The sequence below is a fragment of the Rhodococcus sp. WMMA185 genome, assembly GCF_001767395.1.
GTDB lineage: Bacteria > Actinomycetota > Actinomycetes > Mycobacteriales > Mycobacteriaceae > Rhodococcus_F.
Window position 1 is genome coordinate 1255871 of record NZ_CP017014.1, and the last position, 23476, is coordinate 1279346.

Below are 23476 nucleotides of genomic sequence, written 5' to 3' on the forward strand. Positions count from 1 at the left end.
CATCTGCAGAAAGTGCGAGATGATGAAGACTCACACCAGAGCGGGAGGGTTCCGATACCGATGAGTGCCGAGGATCTCGAGAAGTACGAAACAGAGATGGAGCTGTCGCTCTACCGCGAGTATCGGGACATCGTCGGCCAGTTCTCCTACGTCGTGGAAACCGAGCGCCGGTTCTACCTGGCCAACTCTGTGGAACTGCTGCCGCACAACGCCGACGGGGAGATCTACTTCGAACTGCGTATGTCCGATGCCTGGGTGTGGGACATGTACCGCCCCGCCCGATTCGTGAAGTATGTCCGAGTCATCACGTTCAAGGACGTGAACATCGAGGAGCTAGACAAGCCTGATCTCCGGCTGCCGGACAACGGTCTGTCGTAGAGTTCCGGCCGCCCATACGTAGGGTGTTTACCCATCAAGTGAGTTTGGGTTCGCCTATGCCACTTGCCGGCCGGAGTATCGGCGGATTCACGCCAGGCTGGTTCTTCAATGTTGGTTGGTTGTGCCTGTCTGTGGCCGCAGGGCCACTCTCGCTTCCCTACGCAAGCCGACCCGGTGCTGTGGCAGCGTCATTGGAGCCGAAATCCCGGCGGAGGCAGGCAGTCACAGCCGGATTGAGGTGGTTCCGGGAATTCGGGGCGGCTTCGGTCTCGACCGGGTCGCTCTTGCGATCGATCGGCCACACCTTGGCCGAGAGGTCCAAGGTCGACGCTGGCTCGGCCTCCGCAACAACCGTGAGGGGAACGGGGGTCGCGACGTCGGTAGCGTCCTCCCCCCGGCGGCGTAGCTTCGACTTGAGGTTGACCAGCCCGCTCATGACGTGCGGCGCTGCCTTCGTCGCGCCGGCCCCCAGCGCGACGCACACGGCGCACGCGGCGACAATCACCTGGGTCGTCTTGGTCCCGTCGAACAGTTCGGCGTGCGTAACGAGCGTGTTGTCGTCATCCCGCACCAGCGGGCTCTTCCACCCCTGAGTGCTCGACTCCGAAAAATGTGTGTCGGAGGGACGCCTCGTCAGCATCAGTCCCCAGATCTCGCCACCCCAGTTGAATTCCATGACGCAACTGTAGAGGTGACCATATTCAACGGTTTCTAGAGGGGAACCCCGACTGGACGAGCCGTTGGTACGCGTCGGCGGCGCGGCACACTCGGATTTCGGGGCGCGTCCACGCGACCAGTCGCCAGACCCGGCCGATAGGCCGCTCCTACGTAAAGTCAAGCCGGAGTAGCTATGAGCGTCCTCGAGGTGGCCGAGAGGGCAGCTCACGTGACCACTCACGTTCCACCCCCTCTTCCGTGTCACGCCAGCGGACAGTGATTTGCATTGACCCAGTTCCCATCGTCACCAGAGCCCAGAATCCGAGCGAGGAACCGGCCTCCAATCGATCCACTACTGTTGCTGAGTTTCGGCTAGCGAGGCGCGCGATCGGCTCGCCCTCAACCCGCACTCCGAACTTCGGCGTGGGCCCATCGTTGATGACTTCGTACGTGTCGCCCGCACGGTGTTGAAGCGCCCAAGGCGGCTTCTGGGCGTCCACTTCCGCAAGTGTGGCGAGTCGGCTCTGCGCCTTGGCGGAGCGGTCCGCCGCGGTGGCCGAGCGCTCGGCAGCGTCGACAGCCCGCGTCTCGGCGGCGCTGGCCGCCTGCGCAGCCTGACTCGCCTTCCGTGTCTGCACGATCGCCACGACCGCCGCCGCCACTGCTGCGATCGCACCGATCCAGGTCGCGACATCACCCCACACCATGCTCCACCGCCTTCTGACCTCGGTACATGCGAAGCCACGCTGGTTCTACCACAACGCCCGACATTCCCGCACCTCACGCCTCCTACCGGCGGCCTGACCCACCGAGCCTGAATCGACCGGGACTGTCGGAGACTCCGCCGAACTCGGGTCGATTCAGTCCACGGTTCACCGTTGCCCCACTGTGGCGTGTTGTCCACAACGTGTGACCCATACACAACCCGATCCGTTCGCCCAGTTGGCGCAGTTTCTCCAAAACTCCGGTGGGGCACGGTGGTGCGAGGCGCGGTTCGCATCGGCGGATCGCCTCGGACAGGGTGGGGGTTGCCGTGGCACACAATCTCGCGCTCGGAGCGCATGGTGAGGATCTGGCCGCCCGGTATCTCACCGAGGCGGGTATGGAGATCATCGATCGCAATTGGCGGTCCCGATACGGCGAAGTCGATCTCATTGCGGTAGAGGGGGACTGGCTGGTCTTCATCGAGGTCAAGACTCGCCGCGGATTGCGATTCGGAACTCCGGCAGAGGCGGTGACGTTCTCCAAGCAGCGGAGAATACGTCTGCTGGCGGTGGAGTGGCTGCGCGACTGCGGTCGGCATTGGTCTCGCGTTCGGTTCGATGTGGTCGCGATCGTGGTCGGACACGGTCCCAGGCCGCAGATCGAGCACGTGCGGGACGCCTTCTGATGGCGCTCGGACGTGCGCATTCGGTGGCGGTGACGGGGGTCGACGGCCAACTCGTGGAGATCGAGGCCGACATCGGGCGTGGCTTGCCCGCCGTCCATCTAGTGGGGCTTCCGGACACGGCGCTGCAGGAGGCACGAGATCGGATTCGTGCCGCGACAGCGAATTCTGGTGAGGAGTGGCCGGATTCGAAGGTGATACTCGCACTGTCGCCGGCAACGCTGCCGAAAGTCGGATCGGTCTACGATCTGGCACTGGTTGCGGCCGTACTGGATGCGGCGAAACAGATCAAACGCCAGAGGTTACGCGAAACCGTCTTGCTCGGGGAACTGGCCCTCGACGGGCGACTCCGCTCGGTCCGAGGCATATTGCCCGCCGTGCTGGCCGCAAAGGGTGCCGGATGGGCGACTGTGGTGGTCCCGGTGCAGTCGTTGCCGGAGGCGGGTCTCGTCGGTGGCATCGAAGTGCTCGGCGCGCATGACCTGAAGGCGGTGATCGGCTGGCTTCGAGAAGAACACGAGCTCGAGCATCCAGAGCCCGTGCAACGGACTGCGCAACCGACGCGTGGGAATCTGAGTGAGGTGGTGGGACAAGCCGAGGCCCGCTGGGCGATCGAGGTGGCGGCGGCGGGGGCGCACCACCTGATGCTGACCGGCCCACCGGGCGTCGGGAAGACGATGCTGGCGCAACGGCTTCCAGGAGTCTTGCCGACTCTCACCGAGAGCGAATCATTGGAGGTGACGGCAATCCACTCGGTGGCGGGGCTCCTGCCTCCCGAGCGGCCTCTCGTCGACGTGCCGCCCTTTATCGCACCCCACCACACAGCGTCGGTGAGCGCGCTTGTCGGTGGTGGGAGTGGGGTGGCGAAGCCGGGCGCGGTCAGTCGCGCTCATCGCGGGGTGTTGTTTCTCGACGAATGCGCGGAGGTCGGAACCAAAGTACTCGAAGCGCTCCGAACCCCGCTCGAGGATGGCGAGGTGCGGATCGCGCGACGGGACGGGGTCGCCCGCTACCCGGCGCGATTCCAGTTGATTCTCGCGGCCAACCCGTGCCCGTGCGCGCCGCCGCGGGAGGCGGACTGCGTCTGCGCCCCGACCGCACGGCGCCGTTATCTCGGCAAGCTGTCGGGCCCGCTGATGGATCGGGTGGATTTGCGGGTTCGGATGCAGGCGGTGGCGACCGATGCGTTCATCGATGAGGTGGGCGAGAGTACGGAACAGGTCCGGCACCGAGTGGCTGAGGCGCGGGCCGCCGCCAGTGCGCGCTGGTGCGAGTACGGGTGGCGCACCAACGCCGAGGTGCCCGGTCCGGCGCTGAGACAGAAGTTCCGGTTGTCACGGCCGGCGTTGGCTCCGGTGGAGCGTGCATTGCGTAAGGGACTCATTACGGCGAGGGGTGCAGATCGCGCACTGAGAGTGGCCTGGACGGTGAGCGATTTGGCGGGGCTGGACATGCCGGGTCCGGATCAGGTCATGACTGCGTTGGGATTTCGTGATCGGAGCTTTCAATGACGGTGGAGAGTCGGAACGGCGCCGGCGGTAGCTGCACCCGCTCTGCTGGGCACGATCCACGTCTGCTGGCGTGGGCGTATCTGTCGAAGGTTGTGCAGGGCCCTTGCCCAGTGCTCTCGAGGCTCGTCGAGGATGTGGGGCCGGAGGAGGCTGCGCGGGCGGTACGCGAGCGCGATCTCTCGGAGGTGTTGGGGGAGAGGACCGTAGCCCGATCGCACGTGGATACGGCGGCGCACGATCTCGATCTCGTGACGGGAATGGGTGGCCGACTCGTGACACCGGACGACGACGAGTGGCCGCGGTGGCGGCTACTCGGTTTCGACGGTCTGTCGCGGTCACGGGACGACGGACCACCGCTGGCGTTGTGGGTGCTCGGTTCACGTTCGGTGGCCGAACTCACCGATCGGGCGATCTCGATCGTGGGGACGAGGGCGGCGAGCGGTTACGGCGAGCATGTGACCGCGGAGATTTCGGGTGACCTCGCTGTCGACGGGTGGACTGTTGTGTCGGGTGCGGCGTTCGGGGTCGACGGTGCCGCCCATCGTGCAGCGCTGGGAGTCGGAGGTCTCACGGTGGCGGTGCTGGCCTGCGGGGTGGATCGGGCCTACCCGGCCGGACATGCCCGATTGCTGCGGCAGATCGCCCAGAACGGTGTGGTGATCAGTGAGTATGCGCCGGGGACGGCACCGGCGAAGCATCGCTTCCTCGCGCGGAATCGATTGGTGGCGAGTCTGTCCGACGGTGTTGTCGTGGTGGAGGCGGGTTGGCGCAGTGGTGCCAGGAACACGGCGAGTTGGGCGCGCAGGCTGGGCCGGCCGGTGATGGCAGTGCCGGGGCCGGTGACATCCGCTTCGTCGACCGGGTGCCACCGAATGATCAGAGAGGGTGAGGCGCGGCTGGTGGCGAATGCCGCAGACGTCGTGGAGGAGGCCGGTCCGATCGAGCTGAGGGAGGTCGAGGACGGCGGGGCCGTACGCGATCTCGACGCGCTGTCGGGCGATGCGTTGTTGGTGTACGAGGCGCTGCCTGCGGTCGGGTCGAGGGGAGTCAGGGAGTTGTCGGAGTTGTCCGGGGTTGAGGTCGAGCAGGTTCGAGCCGCGTTGCCATTGTTGGAGATGGAAGGCTTCGTGAACTCGGATGACACGGGATGGTCGATTCACCGGTGAATCGTCGGGTGTCTTCCCCGTCGGGCTGCCCGTTCGAGTTGGGCTTGCTTGCGCGGCGACGGCACGCCGTGCTCTACGTAGTGCGTCAGGTCGGCAAGCACCTGCCGACCGGCGCGGCGAAGCGTGATCAGCATCCACCAGCCTGCCAGCAACCCGAGCACACCGCGGGTGGTGACTTCGGCGTCGTAGCTGACCATGCTGCGTCGCTCGTCGACAGGCGTGACCGTCCAGTGGTTCCGCGCGACGGACAGGAACCGCGGTTTCTGCGTGGCCTCGTAGGTCAGACTTCGCGTGGAGTCGTCGTAGGCAACGATCGCTTCCGTTACGTTCGGGACCATCCTGATGCCGGTTTGACACACGCGGCCCGCAACCGGCGCCTCGTCCGCGGTCGTCGAACCTGGAAGAGCGACGGAGGAGGGAACGGCGGTAGCCCAGTCGCCGATCTTGTCGAACCGACGGCCGATGACGTCCCAGACAGCATCGGCGGGCGCTACGATCTCAATATCGTTGGACAGTTTCATGCTTTCGAGCATGGCCTCGCGTCGCTGGCGAGTCGATTCCCCAACAGGGAATCGGCGCTTCGGCATGGACCTGGAGTGCTGGCATCATGATTCGTGCGCAGCCTGGGACCACCAGCCCTTTCGGTGCTCTGCTGCGTCGATGGCGAGACAACCGCGGACTCAGCCAGCTCGCATTGGCGGCGGAAGTGGGCTCCACATCGCGACATGTGTCGTTCCTGGAGACGGGTCGGTCGCGGCCCAGCGAGCAGATGGTGCTGCGGCTCGGCGAAGTGCTCGGAATCCCGCTGCGCGAGCAGAACCGGCTCCTAGAGGCCGCCGGACTGCCCGCGGCCTACCCGGACGTGGCGCTCGAGGATGCCGATTTGGCGCCGTTTCGCGCCGCGATCAACCAGCTGCTGACCGCACACATGCCCTATCCGGCCGTCGTCGTCGATGAACACTGGAACGTGTTGCTCGCCAATCGAGCGTGCGCTGTCTTGTTCGGCGACGAGCTGGTCGGTAGCAACCTTGCCTATCGCTACTTCGCCGACCCGGCCTCCGCAGAGGCGATCGTCAACTGGCCGCAGGTCGCCTGGGCCGGCATCGACAGGTTGCGCCAGCAGCTTGCACTACGACCTTTCGATGACAGGCTGCGTGAGCTTGCCGCGCTCGCCGAGCGGGCCACCGTGGGTCTGCCCCGTCCGTCTCCGCCTGCTGAGGGGCTGGTGGTATGCCCATGGTTTCGGATAGGCGGGCAGGTGATTCGGATGATCGGGATGGCCGCCCGGTTCGACACCACGGTCGCGGTGACGCTGGAAGAGCTTCGGGTCGAGTTGTTGTATCCCCTCGACAGCGACGCCGAGCGCTTCTTTCGAGAGTCGGTGACGGCTCAATCGACGCGCGAATGACAACCGGCACAACATAGTCAATGAGCGAGAACAGAGAGTGAAGTGAGTGCCATGGGTCAGTACGTGGATGTAACCAAGCAGTCCGGCGAGTCGTTCGCTGCCTACCTGTCTCTACCCGCGCGGGGCTCGGGACCGGGGCTGGTGCTACTCCAGGAGATCTTCGGGATCAACGACTATATGCGCGACATGGCCGATCGGTACGCCGAAGAGGGGTACGTGGTGATGGTGCCCGATCTGTTCTGGCGCTCCGGTCCGCGGCTCGAATTGGGCTACGACCAGCAGGGATTCGAGCGTGGCCTGGCACTTCGGGACGAGCTGGAGGACGATCTCGTCGTGGAGGACATCGGTGATACGGTGCGTGCCCTCCGCGCCCGCGGTGACCACGTCGGCGGCGTGGGAGCCATCGGATACTGCCTCGGCGGATTACTCGCGTACTTGTCGGCCCTGCATCTGGAGATCGACTGCGCAGTAAGCTATTACGGTGTAGGGGTTCAAGATCACCTGGACGAGGCGGGCCTGCTGAAAGTGCCCATGGTCTTCCACCTCGCCGAACTCGACAGGTACTGCCCCGACGCCGCTCGCGTTGCTATCCGGGCGGCCTTCGAAGGCAACGAGTTGGTCCGAATCTACGACTATTCCGGTGTGGATCATGCATTCGCCACCCACGGTCGGGACGTGTACGACCCTCTTGCGGCGGGGTTGGCCTATTCACGGACGCTCGCGGTCCTGCGGGAGACGATAGGTCCGCGTTACGACCTCTCGGCGCTGTGGGACAGTCACACGTACTACGAGTTCGAGGCCCGCGATGTGCCCGGAACGATGTCGACCATGGTCGACGAACCCTACGTCAACCACATTCCGACGATGACTGGCGGCGTTGGCCGGAAAGATGTCGCCCGCTTCTATGCGCATCACTTCATCCCCGGCATACCCGCTGACACCAAGACCATCCCGATTTCTCGTACGGTCGGCGCCGACCGGGTCGTCGACGAGATGCTCTTCTGCTTCACCCACGACCGCGAGATCGAGTGGATGCTGCCGGGCGTTGCGCCGACCGGACGTTACGTCGAAATTCCACTGGTCGCCGTGGTGACATTGCGCGGCGACAAGTTGCACAACGAGCACATCTACTGGGATCAGGCCAGCCTTCTGGTACAGATCGGCCTACTCGATCCCGAGGGTCTTCCGGTCACCGGCGCCACGCAGGCGCACAAGTTGATGGACGAGTCGCTGCCATCGAACGAACTCATGCCGGGTTGGCCCGCCAGCGAAACGAAGCCCGTCACCTAGCCGCGGTTGCGTGCCGCTGCCTTCCTCGGGTGTCGCCACGGGCCGGATCGTCTTCGGCTCGAAGATTCTGTTGGGCGGTCTTAGGCTGAAAGCGCTTTTCTCCTAGGAGGCGGTTGGCATGAACATCCCGCACACCGGTAGCCCACTGGAAGAGGCACTCCTGAAAGGAGGGCGGTTCTTCACGCGGGGAACGTTCTCCGACGATCTGCGCACCCTCACGCGGGAGGGCGGGCGCGAGGGTGATGTCTTCTACCGGAATCGATGGAGCCACGACAAGGTAGTGCGGTCAACGCACGGTGTGAACTGCACCGGATCGTGTTCGTGGAAGATCTACGTCAAGGACGGAATCATTACCTGGGAGACCCAGGAAACCGACTATCCGTCGGTGGGGCCCGACCGTCCCGAGTACGAACCCCGCGGTTGTCCGCGCGGCGCGGCGTTCTCCTGGTACACGTACTCGCCGACGCGGGTTCGGTATCCGTACGCGCGCGGGGTTCTCGTCGAGATGTACCGGGAGGCGAAGGACCGGCTCGGTGACCCTGTGGACGCTTGGGCCGACATCCAGTCCGACCCCGAGCGTCGGCGCAGGTACCAGCAGGCCCGCGGTAAGGGCGGACTGGTACGGGTGACGTGGGCCGAAGCGACCGAGATGATCGCCGCCGCGCACGTCCACACGATCAAGGAGTACGGACCCGACCGCGTCGCCGGGTTCTCGCCGATCCCCGCTATGTCGATGGTGTCGTTCGCCGCCGGGTCTCGGTTCATCGAACTGCTCGGCGGTGTCATGACCTCGTTCTACGACTGGTACGCCGACCTGCCGGTCGCATCGCCGCAGGTGTTCGGCGATCAGACCGACGTCCCCGAGTCCGGTGACTGGTGGGACGCGTCGTACCTGATGATGTGGGGTTCCAACGTTCCAGTCACCCGTACTCCGGATGCCCACTGGATGGCGGAGGTGCGCTACCGCGGGACAAAGGTCGTGTCGGTCAGCCCCGACTACGCGGACAACACCAAGTTCGCCGACGAATGGATGCCGTGTGCAGCGGGCACGGACGGCGCGATGGCGATGGCTATGGGTCACGTGATCCTCTCGGAGTTTTTCGTGGAGAGGCGGGAACCGTTCTTCGTCGACTACGTGCGGCAGTTCACCGATCTGCCGTTTCTCGTCACGCTGGAGAATCGGGACGGCCGGGTGGTGCCGGGGAAGAATCTCACCGCGGCCGACCTCGGCGAATCTTCCGAGAATGCGGCGTTCAAACCGGTGCTGGTGGACGGCGCGACCGATGAGATTGTGGCACCTGGCGGATCCCTCGGATTCCGATTCGGCGACAAGGGTGTGGGGAAGTGGAACCTCGATCTCGGCGGTATCGTCCCTGCGCTGACGGTGGCTGGAGAGGGTGGTGAGACGGCGCTGCTGCATCTGCCGCGTTTCGACACACCCAGCGGGCATGGCGAATTGCTGGTGCGCGGCGTTCCGGTGCGGCGGGTGGGCAAGTTCCGGGTCTGCACGGTGTTCGATCTGATGCTCGCGCAATACGGTGTCGCTCGGCCGGGGCTTGCGGGTGAATGGCCCTCGGGCTTCGACGACGCGAGCGCACCGTACACGCCGGCGTGGCAAGAGTCGATCACCGGCGTCAGCGCCGCACAGGTGGTTCGCATTGCCCGAGAGTTCGCGCAGAATTCCGTGGATTCCGGTGGGCGCTCGATGATCATCATGGGAGCCGGGATCTGCCAGTGGTTCCACGGTGACGCGACGTACCGGGCGGTGCTCAGCCTGCTCTTGCTGACCGGTGCGATGGGCCGCAACGGCGGTGGCTGGGCGCACTATGTCGGTCAGGAGAAGGTGCGTCCGATCACCGGGTGGACGGCCCTGGCCATGGGAACCGACTGGTCTCGGCCCGCGAGACAGATGCCGGGCACCTCTTACTGGTACACGCACACCGACCAGTGGCGCTACGACGGATACCGGGCGGACGCCCTCTCGAGCCCCACCGGACGCGGACACTTTCGAGATCGGCACACCATGGACGTGATGGCGTCGGCGGTGGCGATGGGGTGGACGCCCTTCTACCCTCAGTTCGACCGCTCGAGTCTTCAGTTGGCCGACGAGGCAGCCGCGCAGGGAAAAGAGGTGATCGGCTATGTTGCCGAGCAACTCGGTAGCGGGGGCCTGAAGCTTGCGGTCACCGACCCCGACAACCCGCGGAACTGGCCACGGGTGTTGTCCGTGTGGCGATCGAATCTGATGGGTTCGTCGAGCAAGGGTAACGAGTACTTCCTGCGGCACCTGCTGGGAACGGACTCGAATCTGCAGTCCGAGCAAGCAGGTGAGGATCTGCGACCCCACGACGTGTCATGGACCGATGAGGTGCCCGAGGGAAAACTCGACATGCTGATGTCGATCGATTTCCGGATGACGTCGACGACCCTGTTGTCGGACGTGGTCCTGCCGGCCGCGACATGGTACGAGAAGTCCGACCTGTCGAGCACCGATATGCACCCGTACATCAATGCGTTCTCGCCGGCGATCGATCCGCCATGGGAGACGCGGTCGGATTTCGATGCATTCGCCGCGATTGCGCGATCCTTCTCCGCACTGGCGAAGGACCACCTCGGTGTTCGACGTGATGTCGTGCTTGGTGCATTGCAACACGACACACCGGGCGCGATGGCCTACCCCGGTGGCGTCGAACATGATTGGAGAACGGCAGGTCAGGTTCCCGTCCCAGGCAAGACGATGGGACCATTGGCGGTCGTCGAGCGGGACTACCCGGCGACAGCTGAGAAATGGGCTGCTCTGGGACCTCTGGTGGAGACTGCGGGCCTGACAACCAAGGGGGTGACCACGTTCCCCGATCAGGAGGTTACGGAACTCGCCGCCAAACACGGAGTCATGAGTTCGGGGGCGGCCGCCGGTAGGCCGGCCCTGGACACGCCGGAGAAGATGTGTGACACCCTGCTCGCCCTGTCGGGTGCCTCCAACGGCAGGTTGGCGGTCGAGGGTTTCGAGCAACTCGAGAATCGAACCGGAAGACCCCTGGCGCACTTGGCTGAAGGCAGCGAGGAACGTCGAATCACCTATGCGGACACACAGTCCCGTCCGGTGCCGGTGATCAGTAGCCCGGAATGGTCCGGCAGCGAGACCGGCGGCCGCCGATACGCCCCGTTCACGATGAACATCGAGGAACTCGTGCCTTTCCACACGCTCACTGGGCGAATGCACTTCTTCCTCGACCATGGCTGGATCGAGGAACTGGGGGAGCAGCTGCCGATCTACCGTCCGCCGCTCGACCTCACCAGGCTGTTCGGAGAGTCCACCATCGGGACGAGTCGGGCAGGCATCGGGCTGACAGTCCGCTATCTGACGCCGCATTCGAAATGGTCGATCCACTCCGAGTATCAGGACAACCTGTTCATGTTGTCGCTCTCACGCGGAGGTCCGACCATGTGGATGAGCCCGAACGACGCCGCGAAGATCGATGTGCGGGACAATGATTGGATCGAGGCGGTGAACCGCAACGGCGTCGTCGTCGCCCGTGCTGTCGTATCGCACCGGATGCCCGACGGCGTGGTGTACGTCTATCACGCGCAGGAGCGCACGATCGACGTGCCCCTCACCGAGAAGACGGGCAAGCGCGGTGGCATCCACAACTCCCTGACCAGGGTGCTGATCAAGCCGACGCACCTGGCCGGTGGATACGCCCAATTGTCTTTTGCCTTCAACTATCTCGGTCCCACCGGGAATCAACGGGACGAGGTGACCGTCGTTCGGCGTCGATCACAGGAGGTGTCCTACTGATGCGGGTCATGGCGCAACTTGCGATGGTGATGAATCTCGACAAGTGCATCGGCTGCCACACCTGTTCGGTGACGTGCAAACAGGCGTGGACCAACCGCGCCGGAACCGAGTACGTGTGGTTCAACAACGTGGAAACGCGACCGGGGCAGGGCTATCCGCGTACCTACGAAGATCAGACGAAGTGGAACGGAGGTTGGGTACGGGGCAAGAATGGCAATCTGCGCCTGCGCGACGGTGGACGGCTGAAGAAGCTCTCTCGGATCTTCTCCAACCCCAAGATGCCTTCGATCGACGACTACTACGAGCCGTGGACCTACGACTACGAGAACCTGACGAACGCACCACTGGGTGACAGCATGCCGGTGGCGCCGCCGCGCAGCGTGATCAGTGGGAAGCCGATGAAGGTGAAGTGGTCGGCCAACTGGGACGACGACCTGGGAGGCTCGCCCGAGATCCTGGCCGGCGATCCCATCCTCGAGCAGGTCGGCGAGAAGGTGAAGCTTCAGCTCGAAGAGACGTTCATGTTCTACCTACCCCGCATCTGCGAGCACTGTCTCAATCCGTCGTGCGTGGCGTCGTGCCCGTCGGGGGCGATGTACAAGCGGTCCGAAGACGGGATCGTGCTCGTCGACCAGGACAGATGTCGCGGCTGGCGAATGTGCGTCTCGGGGTGTCCCTACAAGAAGGTGTACTTCAACCACAAGACAGGCAAGGCGGAGAAGTGCACGTTCTGCTACCCGCGCATCGAGGTGGGACTGCCGACCGTATGCGCAGAGACGTGTGTCGGGCGACTGCGCTACATCGGGCTGGTCTTCTACGACGTGGACAAGGTGCTCGCTGCGGCATCGGCGGAGAGGGACACCGATCTCTACCCGGCGCAACTCGACGCCCTGCTCGATCCCCACGATCCCGATGTCATCGCCGGAGCGCGCGCGGAAGGTATTGCCGAGGACTGGATCGACGGCGCTGCGCGTTCGCCCATCCACGCCCTGATCAAGGAATACCGGGTGGCTCTTCCCCTGCATCCGGAGTACCGGACGATGCCCATGGTCTGGTACGTACCACCGCTCTCGCCGGTCGTCGACGCCGTGAGCCGGGGCGGCCATGACGGGGAGGACGTAGGCAACCTGTTCGGCGCCCTCGATTCGTTGCGAATCCCAGTGGAGTACTTGGCAGGGTTGTTCACCGCGGGCGACACCGATGTGGTGGACGGGGTGCTGCGCCGTCTCGCCGCGATGCGCTCGTACATGCGCGACATCAACCTCGGTCGGGAACCGCAGGCGCACATCCCGCAGGCCGTGGGGATGACAGAGGAAGAGATCTACCGAATGTACCGACTGCTGGCACTGGCGAAATACGAAGAGCGGTACGTGATCCCCACCGCATACGCCACGGATGGGCACCGCCTCGAGGAGACGGCCACCGAGTGTGCTCTCGACTTCGAGGGCGGGCCCGGCATGCACGAGTCGGGGCCCTTCGGCGAAGCCAGCGGTGGCCCAGTTCCGGTCGCCGTCGAGACCTTCCACGCCCTGCGCGAAAGGCAGACCACCGACGCGATATCGGCCGGTGCCAGCGACCCGTCCCGGGTGAACCTGCTGAACTGGGATGGCAAGGGAACACCCACCGGAATGTTTCCCCAGCGGAGGGATCGACCGTGACCCGCATCCTTCCCGGAATCTTGTCACCTGCGCGTTCAAGCCACCGCCGCCTGGGTCGGGGGAACGATCGGCTGGTCTGGCACGCGGCCGCGCTGCTGTTGGCCTACCCGGACGGGGACCAGGAGAAGCGCCTCGAGATCGTCGCCGACATCCTCGGGCATCTACCACCCGAGGCTGCGACTCTGCTCGGCGAGACGCACCGATTCCTGGAGGAGACGGAGATCTACAGCGCGGCAGCCCAGTACGTCGAAACCTTCGATCTGCGGCGGCGTACGACGCTGTATCTGACGTACTGGACCGCCGGCGATACCCGCAACCGGGGACGCGAGATCCTGGCCTTCGCCGATGTGTATCGCTCGTCCGGTGCCGAACCCCCGGCGGACGAGTTGGCTGATCATCTTGCAGTGGTGCTCGACTTCGCTGCAATCGTGGATGCGGTTGCCGGCGAGGCGCTGCTGAGGCGGTACCGGGCTCCCCTCGAACTGCTGCACTCGGCTCTCGCCGAATCACGCTCGGCATACGCGGGCGTCTTGGCCGCTGTGTGCTCCACGTTGCCCACTGCTACCGCCAAGGATGTAGCGCGGGCCCGGCACCTCGCCGCCGAAGGCCCGCCCGCCGAGGCCGTAGGGCTCGGGCCCTTCACACTGTCGGTTCCGCCCCGCCGAGAAGGAATGACCTGAGATGTCCGCAGGTGAATTGTTCTGGAACGTAGTTCCGTATGTAACTCTGGCGATCTTCGCTATCGGCACGTGGTGGCGGTATCGGTACGACAAATTCGGCTGGACCACCCGCTCTTCCCAACTCTACGAACATCGGTTGCTGCGCATCGGCAGCCCGCTCTTCCACTTCGGCATCCTCGTCGTGATCGTCGGACACGTCATCGGACTCGTGATTCCGCAGTCGTGGACGGACGCCGTCGGGATAAGCGAGGAGGCCTATCACTTCCAGGCGCTGGTGCTCGGCGCCATCGCGGGTGTCGCGACGCTCGTGGGGGCGCTTCTGCTGGTGTATCGGCGGCGCACCCGTGGCCCAGTGTTCACCGCCACCACCTGGAATGACAAGCTGATGTACGCGGTACTGCTGTCCGCGATCATCGCGGGATTGACGACCACACTCCTCGGGGCAGGTGTCGTCGGCGAGGTGAGCAACTACCGCGAGACGGTGTCGCCGTGGTTCAGGTCGATCTGGATACTGCAGCCGCGCGGCGATCTCATGGCCCAGGCGCCACTGGCGTTCCATATTCACGTCGGGATAGCTCTGGTCCTGTTCGCGCTGTGGCCGTTCACGCGCCTGGTGCATGCGTTCAGCGCACCGGTGGCCTATCTGTTTCGGCCCTACATCGTCTATCGAAGCCGCGCAGTGGCTCGCGAGGGCGAGGTTGTCGGGTCGTCTCCGCGCAGGCGAGGGTGGTGAAGCTCGAAGGACTCGAGGGATCGGTGCAGTCAGGTCTTGGCTGCAACACGCAGCTGCCTCCAGGTTGCCACCAACAAGATTAGGCACAGCACGACTGCCGGCCATACCAACACCGAGCCGACAGGCGCGACCCATGCCGACGATGAGGCCGCCACAGTGAGCGATGCCGCCGATGTCATTCCCATCGGGAACGCTGTCGACCACCGCCGAACGTCGTAGTGAAGCCGCGGCCAGCGCACCTCAGATGCCACCAGTAGTGCATAGCAGGCCAGGTCGAGCCCGATAAGCACGACGCCGGCGATCTGCAGCGATCGGTGTAGTGAGGTAGGCCAGCCCAGCACATCTGCGCTTCCGGCAAGTTTGCCTGCAGCCAGAGCGCTGATGGCCAACGCCCCGGCGAACACCCACTGGTCACCTGCACCGACCCGCAACTGATCGAACGAGAAGCGGGTGATCACGATCACATAGAAGCCGAGACCGAGCACGAACATCCCCAACGCTGGAACGCCGAGCCAATGCATGCTCGTTCCGGTGGCCAGGGCTGATCCGAGCACGGCGAGCCCCTGGGTGGCAACGCACAGCAGGAAATGTGCCCCGACAGTTGGCGTGGTCCAGTGCCGCACCACCGCCGGCATCAACACGACCCACGCGATTGCTGCGATTACCAGAGCTGCCGCTCCGACCGGTTCCCACCCGAACAGCACACACCGGGTGCCGAGGACGCTCGTCGCCGCTACACCCGTCAGCGCCGGTGGGGTGTCCGCCTCGTGTACCCAGCGGGAGGCGTTCTTCGCTAGTCGTGACACGAAGACCAGGACGAGTACCGACCAGATGAGAATGCCGACGAGGAACCACAGCCGAGACAAGACCTCGAATCCGGTCAGATGCAAAGCCACCGACACGATGCCGGTGGACATCGCTGCAGCCCCGGCGGCTGGTGGGATGATCTCGAGGGTGGGGGCAACGGGCGATTTCACCGGACGTTCTCGAAACACTTGCCCATGATGCGCGACCCCGCGCCCTCCGTCACGCGCGCTGCGGATGCAGGGCGCGCTCAGCGAACGGGATCGGGTCCGAAGAGTAGTTGTCGGCCACTGATCTCGGTGGGCGTGATCTCCACGTAGTCGTATTTGGGAGTCGGAACCCACGAGTGCAACGGTAGTTCTTCTGCCGCAGCGATCTCCTGGGACGTCTGGAGTTGCCGAGCCATCCCGTGCACGACAACACTCCAACCGGATTCCGGGCCCACGTGGTCGGCTTCGAATGCAACCTCACGGTTGATGGTGATCTCGACGAGCTTGGTGCCCTGGGCTGTGCGGAAGAGGATCTTGCCTGCGTGCGTCACATAGTTGACAGGGAATACGTCGACGCGGCCAGCGGCGCTGACAACCAGCCGGCCCAACTGTTCGGTGCCGAGAAGATCCCAGCTCTCCTCGGCCGTGAGTACGGTGACGGGGTCGCCCGGACTGTCGTTCGCGGATGTGGTCATGCTCGATGATGGCACTTATGAGTTGCGGTTGTCACTGGTCCGGGTTTCATCGGGCGTTCGGATCCAGCATGGTCAGCATCAGCGTCGAGGGTTCCATGGCGATGACGGCGTGGCGAAGTCGTGTCGTCATGTGCACCAGGCCGCCTGGTTGTAGATCGATGGTCTGATCGTCCGCGGTCACACGGAGGTGCCCCGACAGTGCCTGCAGCAGAATCGGGAAGGCGGCGGAGTGCTCGCGCAACTCCTGGCCGGCGTCGAAAGCGAAGATCACCACCCGGGCGCCCTCGGCGACGAGTGCACGATGCGAGCGCGGTCTGGCCGGGTCGATCGGGGCGACGGTGCGCAGGTCGCGGTGCGACCACATCCCTGCCACGGGTGCGTCGGAGTAGCTGTGATCGCCGGTGGTGCCTGTCGGCGTCGACTGTTCGGTCATCGGAACCTCCTGTTCGAGGCTCAGTTTATACAACTACTGATTGTGTAAAATCAGCTAGAGTCTACAAGGAGCCGGACGTCCTGTGGTGCCTGCATCGCTCCTGGCTGAGGTGAGGAAGAGTACTGTGCAACCTGGGAAAACTGCCGCGATTCGAAGCGAAGGCGGACTTGGTGACGGCCGATCAGGGCGCTCGCCCGGCCGCCGCGACGAGGTCCTCGCGGTTCTGCGAGCCGCTTCAGGACCGTTGAGCATCGCCGAGATCGCGAGACTGCTCGGGGTGCATCCGAATACGGTTCGGTTCCATCTCGACGTGTTGATCGACGCCGGACAGGTCGAACAGTTGCCCGTCGCACCGACTGGTAGGGGACGTCCGCCGTTTCGATTCCGATATCGGTCGGGAATGGACCCTTGCGGGCCACGAAATTACTTGCTGCTAGCCGAAATCCTGACCGAAGATCTCGCCGTGCGCCGCGGCGGCCGTACCCGGGCGATGGAGGCAGGGCGGGAGTGGGGTCGCGGACTCCTCGGTTCACTGGCCGCGACGGAGGTCGCCGCCACCGACGCGGTCGACGCGTTGTCCGAACTTCTCGCCGAACTCGGATTTGCGCCCGAACAACGAACCGCGAACGGCGAGCTGAGAGTCGGTCTGCGGAACTGCCCGTTCCTCGACCTCGTGAAGACTCGCTCCCAGATCGTGTGCTCCCTGCATCTCGGGCTCATGCAAGGTGCGATGTCGGCTCTCGGATCACCGGTCGCTGTCACGCGGCTCGATCCGTTCGCCGAACCGGATCTCTGCCTCGCGCATCTGGCTCCTGCCACGGCTGACGCGGCCCGTGAGGTCCCGTCCGACGCTCAGGAGAAGGAGGATTCACGATGACCGCCGCACCAGCAGTGGGCACTGCGATGGCATTCTTGTGGCTGGGCATGGTGCTGGCCATCTCGTTCGTCGAGGCCCCGCTCAAGTTCCGCGCGCCCGATGTCACGGTGCGCATCGGACTCGGAATCGGCCGGCTAGTTTTCCGAGCCCTCAACGCCATCGAATCGGTCCTTGCGATCGTGCTGATCATCGTGGTTGTCGTCGCCGACGTCCCCGCCCGGGTCGTCATCGCCGCACTGGTCGCCGTCGGGGCGCTGGCCGCCCAACTCGTCGCGGTCCGTCCCATCCTGACCCGGCGTTCGGATCGGATTCTCGCCGGCGAGGACGCGCCCCGTTCGCGCGCCCACTTCGCCTACATCGCACTGGAAGTGGTGAAAGTCCTCGCCCTCCTCGCCACGGGCGTCGCACTCCTCGCTGCTTGAAAGTGTGGAGTTTGTAGCCCCACGCTTCGGCTCTGCCCACCCGAGGTTCGCCGGCACCTCAGGTGCGACCGACGATCGCTTTCCCGCGAGTGGCCAGGGTCGGTGAACGCAAGTGGCATCGGATCATGTACCACGGCGAGTTCATGTTCACATTGGTGGCATCATTCCCATCTGCTGCATGTGCATCATCATCATGTGACACATGCCCATCATGTCCATGTTCCCCATGTCCATGCCCATGTCCATGCCCATCATCCTCACCTCCTCTCGGTGAACTGATCGAGTCAACTGAGATAGTCGAGACGCGTCATCATTCCTGAATCTTGGTGATAACCATTGTGGCAGTGCAACATCCAGTCTCCAGGATTGTCGGCGAGCAGGTCCACCGCGAGCGAGCGCATGGGAAGCACGATGACGGTGTCCTTGCGGGGGCCGGGGGTGCCGTCGGGCTTGACGATCTGGAAGGTGTGCCCGTGCAAGTGCATCGGATGCCACATCATGGTCCGGTTCGTGAAGGTCAGTCGGGCCCGTTGGCCCTGGCGAATGGTCAGCGGCTCGGTCTGGTCGTAGGTGCGGCCATTGATGGTCCACGTGTAGCGCATCATCCCCCCGCCTAGATCTGCCGCAAGATTCACATCGGTCCGGCCTCTGGGCAGCAGGACATCGTCGGTCGCCACGAAGGTATCGACGGTACCGACGCGGCCGCTCGACTCGACGGGCACAAATTCGGGATCCGGATCCGACCCGGCAGCGGTGCGCAGCAAAGCACGGCCCTGCCCGTTCTTGCCTTCGGCTGATGCGACTAGCGGGAAGACGCCGTCCTGGGCGGTGACGATGACGTCGAAGCGTTCGCCCATGCCGAGTATGAGCGCATCGACGTCGACCGGCAACACCGGGAAACCGTCGGTGTGAGTGACGGTCATGGGGTGCCCGGTGAGGGCGACGCGGAAAGCGGTGTCGGCACCGGCGTTGATGATGCGGATACGTATACGTTGACCGGGTCTGGCGGTGAAGGTCGTCGGGGCGGCCGGGATTCGTCCATTGACGAGATAACAGGGGTAGTCGACATCGCCGGGCTTACCGCCGAGGAGGGTACTGCTAGCGACCGCGTCCGGTTCCGTGGCGGCGGAACCGGGGGCGCTGCCGGGATCGGGCCCGTGACCTGAGTCGGGCGCACGACCCGAGCCACCCATACCGTGCATGTTCCCCATGTACATTCCGCCCGATTGCAGGTTCGACAGAATCTCTTGCGGGCTTGCGCCGATTCCGTCGGTCCAGTCGTCGAGTACGACGATCCACTCGGCATCGTAGTTGCCGGGTTCCTTCGGGTCGTCGACGATGAAGGGCAGGTAGAGGCCGTAGTCGGTGTCGAGCCCGACGTGCGGATGTGCCCAGTAGGTTCCTGAATGCGGCACCGAGAATCGGTAGGTGAAGCTTCGGTCCGGGTCCACGTTGGGGGTGGCGGGTGCGGCCCCGTCCATGTCGTTTCGTAGTGCGATGCCGTGCCAGTGCACCGAGGTCTCATGGTCGAGGCTGTTGGTCAGGGCGACCTCGACCTCGTCGCCGACGTTGGCCCGGATCGCGGCACCGGGAATGCTGTTTCCATAGGCCAATGTGCGAACCGTCGGTCCGCCGATGTCGATTTCGACGCGGTGTGGGGTCAGGGCGGCGTTGACGGTGCGGCCGGTGTGGGGCCGGGCTTCCTCAGCGAAGGAGACCGCGTTCTCGTCGACCCGATGCGCGTCGACGGAGGAAGCGTCGCGGGTGCATGCGGCCAGGGCGAGGCTGCCTAACCCCGCTGCCGCCGCGGTGAGGAAGGTGCGCCGGTTGACCCCGAACCCCGGGGCGGATGAGCTGGCCATGAGATTCTTTCCTGCACTGCCTTACCGGCCGTATCGCCGGCAGGCGCTCGTGCGGCAAGGTGACACCGCACTTCCCAGTGCGGTGTCACCTGTCGTGTTCTTGCGCGGAACGCAGATGGTCTCGGCGGATGCGGTACTCGTCGACGTCGATCTCCCCGCGTGCGAAGCGCTCGTCGAGGATGGCGTCCGCACTACGTTTGCTGGTGTCGTTGGTCCCGTAGGGGGGGTTGCGGTCCGCACGGATGCTTCGAAAGAGTGCCATCACCGCGACGATGACCAATGTCCAGAACGCGACCATCGCCAGGACCATCAGCACCCAGCCGCCCCAGCTCAATCCGTAGCCGATCCCGTCGTTCCACATCATGGTTGCTCACCTTGCCTTGTCGCCGGTTCGAACTTCTTGCCGTCCAGAGTGGATCTCGGGTCCACATGAATCGATGAGGGTTCTGTGAAGATTCGCTGAAGATATGGCCGGTCCAGTGTGGCCGGCACAGGATCGAGTGGGCACCAGCAACGATGGAGGGTGACGATGGAGAGCATGGATGACATGCCCGGCCTCTCACGTAGGGGTTCTTGCGAGTATCGGGCGTTGGTGGTGGACGACGAGCGCCCGCTCGCCGCGGTCGTCGTGAGCTACCTCGAACGGGAGAACTTCGAGGTAGCGGTGTGTTACGACGGTGGGGACGCGCTCGCGCGCGCCCGGGAGTTCGATCCGGACGTCGTGATCCTCGATCTCGGGCTGCCAGGTATGGATGGAATCGAGGTGTGCCGTGGGCTACGGACGTTCTCCGACGCGTACGTGGTCATGTTGACCGCCCGAGACTCGGAGATGGACACAATCATCGGTCTGTCCGTCGGCGCCGATGACTACATCACCAAGCCATTCAGCCCGCGGGAATTGGTTGCCCGTATCCGGGCAATGTTGCGCCGGCCCCGGAACGGTTCGGCAGGCGTGTCGCGGCCACCTGAGCCGGGATCATCCAGGCCGGGATCACCCGGGCCGCCTGCGAGTGAGGCTCCGCCGCGGGTGTTCGGGGCGCTGCACATCGATGTCGCAGGGCGGGAGGTTCATCTCGGCGAGCGTCCGGTGATGCTGACACGCACCGAATTCGATGTGCTGGCGGCACTGTCGTCCCGGCCGGGTATGGCCTTCAGTCGGCGCCAGTTGATCGAGGCGGTGTGGGGGGAGTCCTGGGTCGGTAACGAGCACCTCGTCGACGTTCATGTCGGGCACCTGCGCCGAAAACTCGGCGATGACCCGGCCGCGTCCCGGTACGTCAACACCATTCGCGGGATCGGGTACCGGATGGGCACGGGGCAATGACGGCGCCCCATTCAGTGCACGCTCTCGCCCCGCGCCGGGTGAGCGGCCCTGGGCTGGGCATGCGTCTGCTGTTGGCACAGTCAATGGTGCTGGTCGCAGGTGGTGCGACCTCGTGGGTGGTCGCGGGATTGGTCGGCCCCCCGTTGTTCCGTGAGCACCTGCAGCGCGCCGGAGTACCGGACTCGTCCAACGAGCAGCTACATGTCGAGCAGGCATACCACTCCGCCACCGCGATTTCCCTGGCGGTGGCTATCGGTGTGGCCGTCCTCGCCGCGTTCTTGGTGACCTGGTATGTCAGTCGGCGCCTACAGCGCTCGGTGACGGAGGTGTCGTCCGCCGCTCGAGCAGTGGCTGACGGTTGCTATGGCATCCGTGTCTCTCCACCCCGTCTGGGTGAGGATTTCAATGCCCTCGCCGAAGCGTTCAACCGGATGGCGCTCCGGCTGGAATCGGTAGAATCTACCCGCCGTCAGCTGCTCGGTGACCTCGCCCACGAGATTCGCACGCCGGTTTCGGTGCTCGAGGCGTACATGGAGGCGCTCGAGGACGGTATCGAGACTCTGGACGCCGATACGCTCGCGATGCTTCGTGCTCAGACCCGTAGACTCGCCCGATTCTCGGACGACGTCAGCGCGCTGTCTCGAGCGGAAGGGAGCCGAACGTCGATCGAACTCGCATGGGTGGACCCCGAGGCGCTGATATCCACCGCGGTCGCGATCGCAGCCGACCGTTACGCAGCAAAGGAAGTGGCGCTCACCTCACATGTTCCCGCGGGCCTTCCGCAGCTGCTTGCCGACCCGATAAGGCTCGGGCAGGTGCTGGGAAACCTGCTCGACAACGCGTTGCGACACACCCCGCAAGGCGGCCGAGTGAGTGTGTCCGCGCGGCAGCGGCACCGAGTGCTCACGATCGAGGTGACCGACCGCGGCGACGGAATCCCCGCAGAACACCTCCCGTACGTGTTCGAGAGGTTTTATCGGGTCGATGCGGCTCGCGACCGAGAGCATGGAGGAGCTGGGATCGGTCTTGCGATCGCCAAGGCGCTCGTCGAGGCGCAGCAGGGTCACATCACTGCGACTAGCGATGGCCCTGGCCTGGGAAGTACCTTCACCATCACCTTTCCTCTGCACCGGGATCAGAGATGAGGAAGTGCCTCCGACCGCGAGCACTTGAAGTGGGCTCGGTTGCGTTCCCAGAACACCGTGAAGGCTCATGTCGCGGATGCGAAGTCACCGCTCAGGCGCATCCCCGGCATGACCCCGGGCACGACTAACGCACCGAGCCCTTCCTCGCGAAACTGGCCATGAAAGTCCCCGATATGCGTAGCATCTAGACCATCTCGTGTAGACCATCTCGTTCGATTCCAATCGGGAGGCTGGCGTGCGCGGACTTGGCATCGATCTCGGAACCACGAACACCGTCGTGGGGACCCTCGAAGACGGGATAGTCCTGAACGAACCGTCTTTCATGCTGGTTCGGAACAAGGATCCGCACCGCGCCCTTGCGATCGGCAAGGAGGCTCGGAGGCTCATCGGTCGTACACCCACAGGGATCAGGCAAGTGCGGCCCATGCGCGACGGCGTCATCGTGGATCTGGAGTTGGCCCGAGCATTTCTTGCGGCCGTCATCGAGCAGGCCGCCCCACGCAGATGGTATGGCCGGCGCCGCAAGGCCGTCATCTCGGCTCCGGCCGGGGCCACCCCACTCGAGCGTCGCGCACTGCTCGAGGTCGGGCATGAGGCAGGCCTACGGAAGGTCGGTCTGATCCCGGAACCGGTGGCGGGTGCTCTCGGGTGCGGTGTCAATCCGCTCGAGCCTCGCACTCATCTCATCTTGAACATCGGCGGCGGCACCTCGGAGGTCACCGCCATCTGTTTCGGTGGCGTGATCTCGCACCGCAGTTGCCCACTGGCGGGGGAGGAACTCACCGAGGCGTTGCACCAATACCTGCGCGAAGAGCACCAGACCATCGTCGGCGAGCTGACCGCCGAGCGCGCCAAAATGGGCACACCCGACACTGCCGACGGGGAATCGCTCGTCGTCGAGGGACTCGACGCGGTCACGGGCCGCGCACGACTGCTCTCGCTCGACGTAGGGGAGATCGTGGAAGCGCTGCGGCCGACCACGACAGGAATCGTGCAGACGTTGACCGCCTGCCTGGAGGACCTTCCCCCGCAGGCGATCAGTGACGTGATGTCCGAAGGGGTGCTGGTGATCGGGGGCGGTTCAATGCTCCGCGGACTGTCTCAACTGTTCGAAGAGTCGTTTGGCCTCCCGGTGAAGACCGCCGAGCGGCCACTGACGTGCGTCGCCGAGGGCGCTACTGCATGTCTGGATCACCCAGAGATCGTTGCCGCCTTCAGCGGCTGATCACCGAGGCGGTGCCTAGCTGATGCTGCTGG

The 23476-nt window shown here is 64.6% G+C and carries 23 protein-coding genes; 15 read left to right on the forward strand and 8 right to left on the reverse strand.

The window, feature by feature from the left end:
• Positions 1 to 60: 60 nt before the first annotated feature.
• On the forward strand, positions 61 to 378 hold the full coding sequence (locus tag BFN03_RS05645) for a DUF2469 domain-containing protein (protein ID WP_005240496.1): 318 nt from the start codon (positions 61 to 63) through the stop codon (positions 376 to 378).
• A 157-nt stretch (positions 379 to 535) separates the two neighbouring features.
• Here the strand turns inward: BFN03_RS05645 and BFN03_RS05650 are convergent, their stop codons facing one another.
• A complete protein-coding gene (locus tag BFN03_RS05650; RefSeq protein WP_070378191.1) occupies positions 536 to 1054 on the reverse strand; it encodes a hypothetical protein in 519 nt (172 codons plus the stop codon).
• A 172-nt stretch (positions 1055 to 1226) separates the two neighbouring features.
• The gene (locus tag BFN03_RS05655) at positions 1227 to 1742 is read right to left on the reverse strand and encodes a hypothetical protein (protein ID WP_070378192.1); all 516 of its coding nucleotides are present in this window, start codon (positions 1740 to 1742) and stop codon (positions 1227 to 1229) included.
• A 326-nt stretch (positions 1743 to 2068) separates the two neighbouring features.
• Here BFN03_RS05655 and BFN03_RS05660 point away from each other — a divergent pair, with 326 nt between their 5' ends.
• Genes BFN03_RS05660 through dprA form a run of 3 tightly spaced genes read left to right on the forward strand, consistent with a single transcriptional unit; the run spans position 2069 to position 5099 of the window.
• Positions 2069 to 2425 (forward strand): YraN family protein, encoded by a 357-nt coding sequence (locus BFN03_RS05660; RefSeq protein WP_070380649.1) that lies wholly within the window; start codon positions 2069 to 2071, stop codon positions 2423 to 2425.
• The gene (locus BFN03_RS05665) at positions 2425 to 3933 is read left to right on the forward strand and encodes a YifB family Mg chelatase-like AAA ATPase (protein WP_070378193.1); all 1509 of its coding nucleotides are present in this window, start codon (positions 2425 to 2427) and stop codon (positions 3931 to 3933) included. The genes BFN03_RS05660 and BFN03_RS05665 overlap by 1 nt, the downstream gene beginning before the upstream one ends.
• The gene (gene dprA, locus BFN03_RS05670; protein WP_070378194.1) at positions 3930 to 5099 is read left to right on the forward strand and encodes a DNA-processing protein DprA; all 1170 of its coding nucleotides are present in this window, start codon (positions 3930 to 3932) and stop codon (positions 5097 to 5099) included. Before BFN03_RS05665 ends, dprA begins: the two co-directional genes overlap by 4 nt.
• On the opposite strand, the gene BFN03_RS05675 is transcribed toward dprA, so the two are convergent.
• Entirely contained in the window at positions 5090 to 5620 is a 531-nt protein-coding gene (locus BFN03_RS05675; protein WP_198163393.1) for an SRPBCC family protein, read from the reverse strand. The genes dprA and BFN03_RS05675 overlap by 10 nt on opposite strands.
• Positions 5621 to 5706: 86 nt before the next feature.
• Here BFN03_RS05675 and BFN03_RS05680 point away from each other — a divergent pair, with 86 nt between their 5' ends.
• The 6 genes from BFN03_RS05680 to narI all read left to right on the forward strand — a co-directional run bounded on the left by BFN03_RS05680 (position 5707) and on the right by narI (position 14667).
• Positions 5707 to 6507 (forward strand): helix-turn-helix domain-containing protein, encoded by an 801-nt coding sequence (locus BFN03_RS05680; RefSeq protein ID WP_070378196.1) that lies wholly within the window; start codon positions 5707 to 5709, stop codon positions 6505 to 6507.
• A gap of 51 nt (positions 6508 to 6558) precedes the next feature.
• Positions 6559 to 7797, forward strand: coding sequence for a dienelactone hydrolase family protein (locus BFN03_RS05685; protein WP_070378197.1), 1239 nt, complete (start codon positions 6559 to 6561; stop codon positions 7795 to 7797).
• 118 nt (positions 7798 to 7915) lie between these two features.
• Entirely contained in the window at positions 7916 to 11596 is a 3681-nt protein-coding gene (locus BFN03_RS05690) for a nitrate reductase subunit alpha (RefSeq protein ID WP_070378198.1), read from the forward strand.
• The gene (gene narH, locus BFN03_RS05695; protein ID WP_070378199.1) at positions 11596 to 13254 is read left to right on the forward strand and encodes a nitrate reductase subunit beta; all 1659 of its coding nucleotides are present in this window, start codon (positions 11596 to 11598) and stop codon (positions 13252 to 13254) included. Before BFN03_RS05690 ends, narH begins: the two co-directional genes overlap by 1 nt.
• 5 nt (positions 13255 to 13259) lie before the next feature.
• On the forward strand, positions 13260 to 13934 hold the full coding sequence (gene narJ / locus BFN03_RS05700) for a nitrate reductase molybdenum cofactor assembly chaperone (RefSeq protein WP_442971876.1): 675 nt from the start codon (positions 13260 to 13262) through the stop codon (positions 13932 to 13934).
• A 1-nt stretch (position 13935) separates the two neighbouring features.
• Positions 13936 to 14667: a respiratory nitrate reductase subunit gamma gene (gene narI, locus BFN03_RS05705; RefSeq protein WP_070378200.1), complete on the forward strand. Its 732-nt coding sequence runs from the start codon at positions 13936 to 13938 to the stop codon at positions 14665 to 14667.
• 29 nt (positions 14668 to 14696) lie between these two features.
• Here narI and BFN03_RS05710 read toward each other — a convergent pair whose 3' ends face one another.
• From BFN03_RS05710 to BFN03_RS20770, 3 genes are all read right to left on the reverse strand, one after another.
• Entirely contained in the window at positions 14697 to 15644 is a 948-nt protein-coding gene (locus BFN03_RS05710) for a tellurite resistance/C4-dicarboxylate transporter family protein (RefSeq protein WP_232320442.1), read from the reverse strand.
• Positions 15645 to 15721: 77 nt separating this feature from the next.
• Positions 15722 to 16156 carry a pyridoxamine 5'-phosphate oxidase family protein gene (locus BFN03_RS05715; protein ID WP_070378202.1) on the reverse strand — a complete coding sequence of 145 codons (435 nt, stop codon included), beginning with the start codon at positions 16154 to 16156 and terminating at the stop codon, positions 15722 to 15724.
• A gap of 46 nt (positions 16157 to 16202) precedes the next feature.
• Positions 16203 to 16589 (reverse strand): cupin domain-containing protein, encoded by a 387-nt coding sequence (locus BFN03_RS20770; protein WP_232320444.1) that lies wholly within the window; start codon positions 16587 to 16589, stop codon positions 16203 to 16205.
• Positions 16590 to 16713: 124 nt separating this feature from the next.
• Here BFN03_RS20770 and BFN03_RS05725 point away from each other — a divergent pair, with 124 nt between their 5' ends.
• The gene (locus BFN03_RS05725; RefSeq protein WP_442971865.1) at positions 16714 to 17466 is read left to right on the forward strand and encodes a helix-turn-helix transcriptional regulator; all 753 of its coding nucleotides are present in this window, start codon (positions 16714 to 16716) and stop codon (positions 17464 to 17466) included.
• Positions 17463 to 17888 carry a hypothetical protein gene (locus tag BFN03_RS05730; protein ID WP_070378203.1) on the forward strand — a complete coding sequence of 142 codons (426 nt, stop codon included), beginning with the start codon at positions 17463 to 17465 and terminating at the stop codon, positions 17886 to 17888. Before BFN03_RS05725 ends, BFN03_RS05730 begins: the two co-directional genes overlap by 4 nt.
• Before the next feature lie 284 nt (positions 17889 to 18172).
• On the opposite strand, the gene BFN03_RS05735 is transcribed toward BFN03_RS05730, so the two are convergent.
• On the reverse strand, positions 18173 to 19750 hold the full coding sequence (locus BFN03_RS05735; RefSeq protein ID WP_070378204.1) for a multicopper oxidase family protein: 1578 nt from the start codon (positions 19748 to 19750) through the stop codon (positions 18173 to 18175).
• A gap of 85 nt (positions 19751 to 19835) precedes the next feature.
• Positions 19836 to 20114, reverse strand: a complete 279-nt coding sequence (locus BFN03_RS05740; protein ID WP_070378205.1) for an SHOCT domain-containing protein — start codon at positions 20112 to 20114, stop codon at positions 19836 to 19838.
• Between the two features lie 165 nt (positions 20115 to 20279).
• Here BFN03_RS05740 and BFN03_RS05745 point away from each other — a divergent pair, with 165 nt between their 5' ends.
• From BFN03_RS05745 to BFN03_RS05755, 3 genes are all read left to right on the forward strand, one after another.
• On the forward strand, positions 20280 to 21074 hold the full coding sequence (locus BFN03_RS05745) for a response regulator transcription factor (protein ID WP_070378206.1): 795 nt from the start codon (positions 20280 to 20282) through the stop codon (positions 21072 to 21074).
• The gene (locus tag BFN03_RS05750; RefSeq protein ID WP_070378207.1) at positions 21071 to 22219 is read left to right on the forward strand and encodes a sensor histidine kinase; all 1149 of its coding nucleotides are present in this window, start codon (positions 21071 to 21073) and stop codon (positions 22217 to 22219) included. The genes BFN03_RS05745 and BFN03_RS05750 overlap by 4 nt, the downstream gene beginning before the upstream one ends.
• Positions 22220 to 22454: 235 nt before the next feature.
• On the forward strand, positions 22455 to 23444 hold the full coding sequence (locus BFN03_RS05755; RefSeq protein WP_070378208.1) for a rod shape-determining protein: 990 nt from the start codon (positions 22455 to 22457) through the stop codon (positions 23442 to 23444).
• Positions 23445 to 23476: the final 32 nt, after the last annotated feature.

Coding starts and splice junctions, on each gene's coding strand:
- BFN03_RS05645 (WP_005240496.1), top strand. CDS start 61: ATGAGTGCCGAGGATCTCGAGAAGTACGAAACAGAGATGGAGCTGTCG.
- BFN03_RS05650 (WP_070378191.1), bottom strand. CDS start 1,054: ATGGAATTCAACTGGGGTGGCGAGATCTGGGGACTGATGCTGACGAGG.
- BFN03_RS05655 (WP_070378192.1), bottom strand. CDS start 1,742: ATGGTGTGGGGTGATGTCGCGACCTGGATCGGTGCGATCGCAGCAGTG.
- BFN03_RS05665 (WP_070378193.1), top strand. CDS start 2,425: ATGGCGCTCGGACGTGCGCATTCGGTGGCGGTGACGGGGGTCGACGGC.
- dprA (WP_070378194.1), top strand. CDS start 3,930: ATGACGGTGGAGAGTCGGAACGGCGCCGGCGGTAGCTGCACCCGCTCT.
- BFN03_RS05675 (WP_198163393.1), bottom strand. CDS start 5,620: ATGAAACTGTCCAACGATATTGAGATCGTAGCGCCCGCCGATGCTGTC.
- BFN03_RS05680 (WP_070378196.1), top strand. CDS start 5,707: ATGATTCGTGCGCAGCCTGGGACCACCAGCCCTTTCGGTGCTCTGCTG.
- BFN03_RS05685 (WP_070378197.1), top strand. CDS start 6,559: ATGGGTCAGTACGTGGATGTAACCAAGCAGTCCGGCGAGTCGTTCGCT.
- BFN03_RS05690 (WP_070378198.1), top strand. CDS start 7,916: ATGAACATCCCGCACACCGGTAGCCCACTGGAAGAGGCACTCCTGAAA.
- narH (WP_070378199.1), top strand. CDS start 11,596: ATGCGGGTCATGGCGCAACTTGCGATGGTGATGAATCTCGACAAGTGC.
- narI (WP_070378200.1), top strand. CDS start 13,936: ATGTCCGCAGGTGAATTGTTCTGGAACGTAGTTCCGTATGTAACTCTG.
- BFN03_RS05715 (WP_070378202.1), bottom strand. CDS start 16,156: ATGACCACATCCGCGAACGACAGTCCGGGCGACCCCGTCACCGTACTC.
- BFN03_RS20770 (WP_232320444.1), bottom strand. CDS start 16,589: ATGACCGAACAGTCGACGCCGACAGGCACCACCGGCGATCACAGCTAC.
- BFN03_RS05730 (WP_070378203.1), top strand. CDS start 17,463: ATGACCGCCGCACCAGCAGTGGGCACTGCGATGGCATTCTTGTGGCTG.
- BFN03_RS05735 (WP_070378204.1), bottom strand. CDS start 19,750: ATGGCCAGCTCATCCGCCCCGGGGTTCGGGGTCAACCGGCGCACCTTC.
- BFN03_RS05740 (WP_070378205.1), bottom strand. CDS start 20,114: ATGATGTGGAACGACGGGATCGGCTACGGATTGAGCTGGGGCGGCTGG.
- BFN03_RS05745 (WP_070378206.1), top strand. CDS start 20,280: ATGGAGAGCATGGATGACATGCCCGGCCTCTCACGTAGGGGTTCTTGC.
- BFN03_RS05750 (WP_070378207.1), top strand. CDS start 21,071: ATGACGGCGCCCCATTCAGTGCACGCTCTCGCCCCGCGCCGGGTGAGC.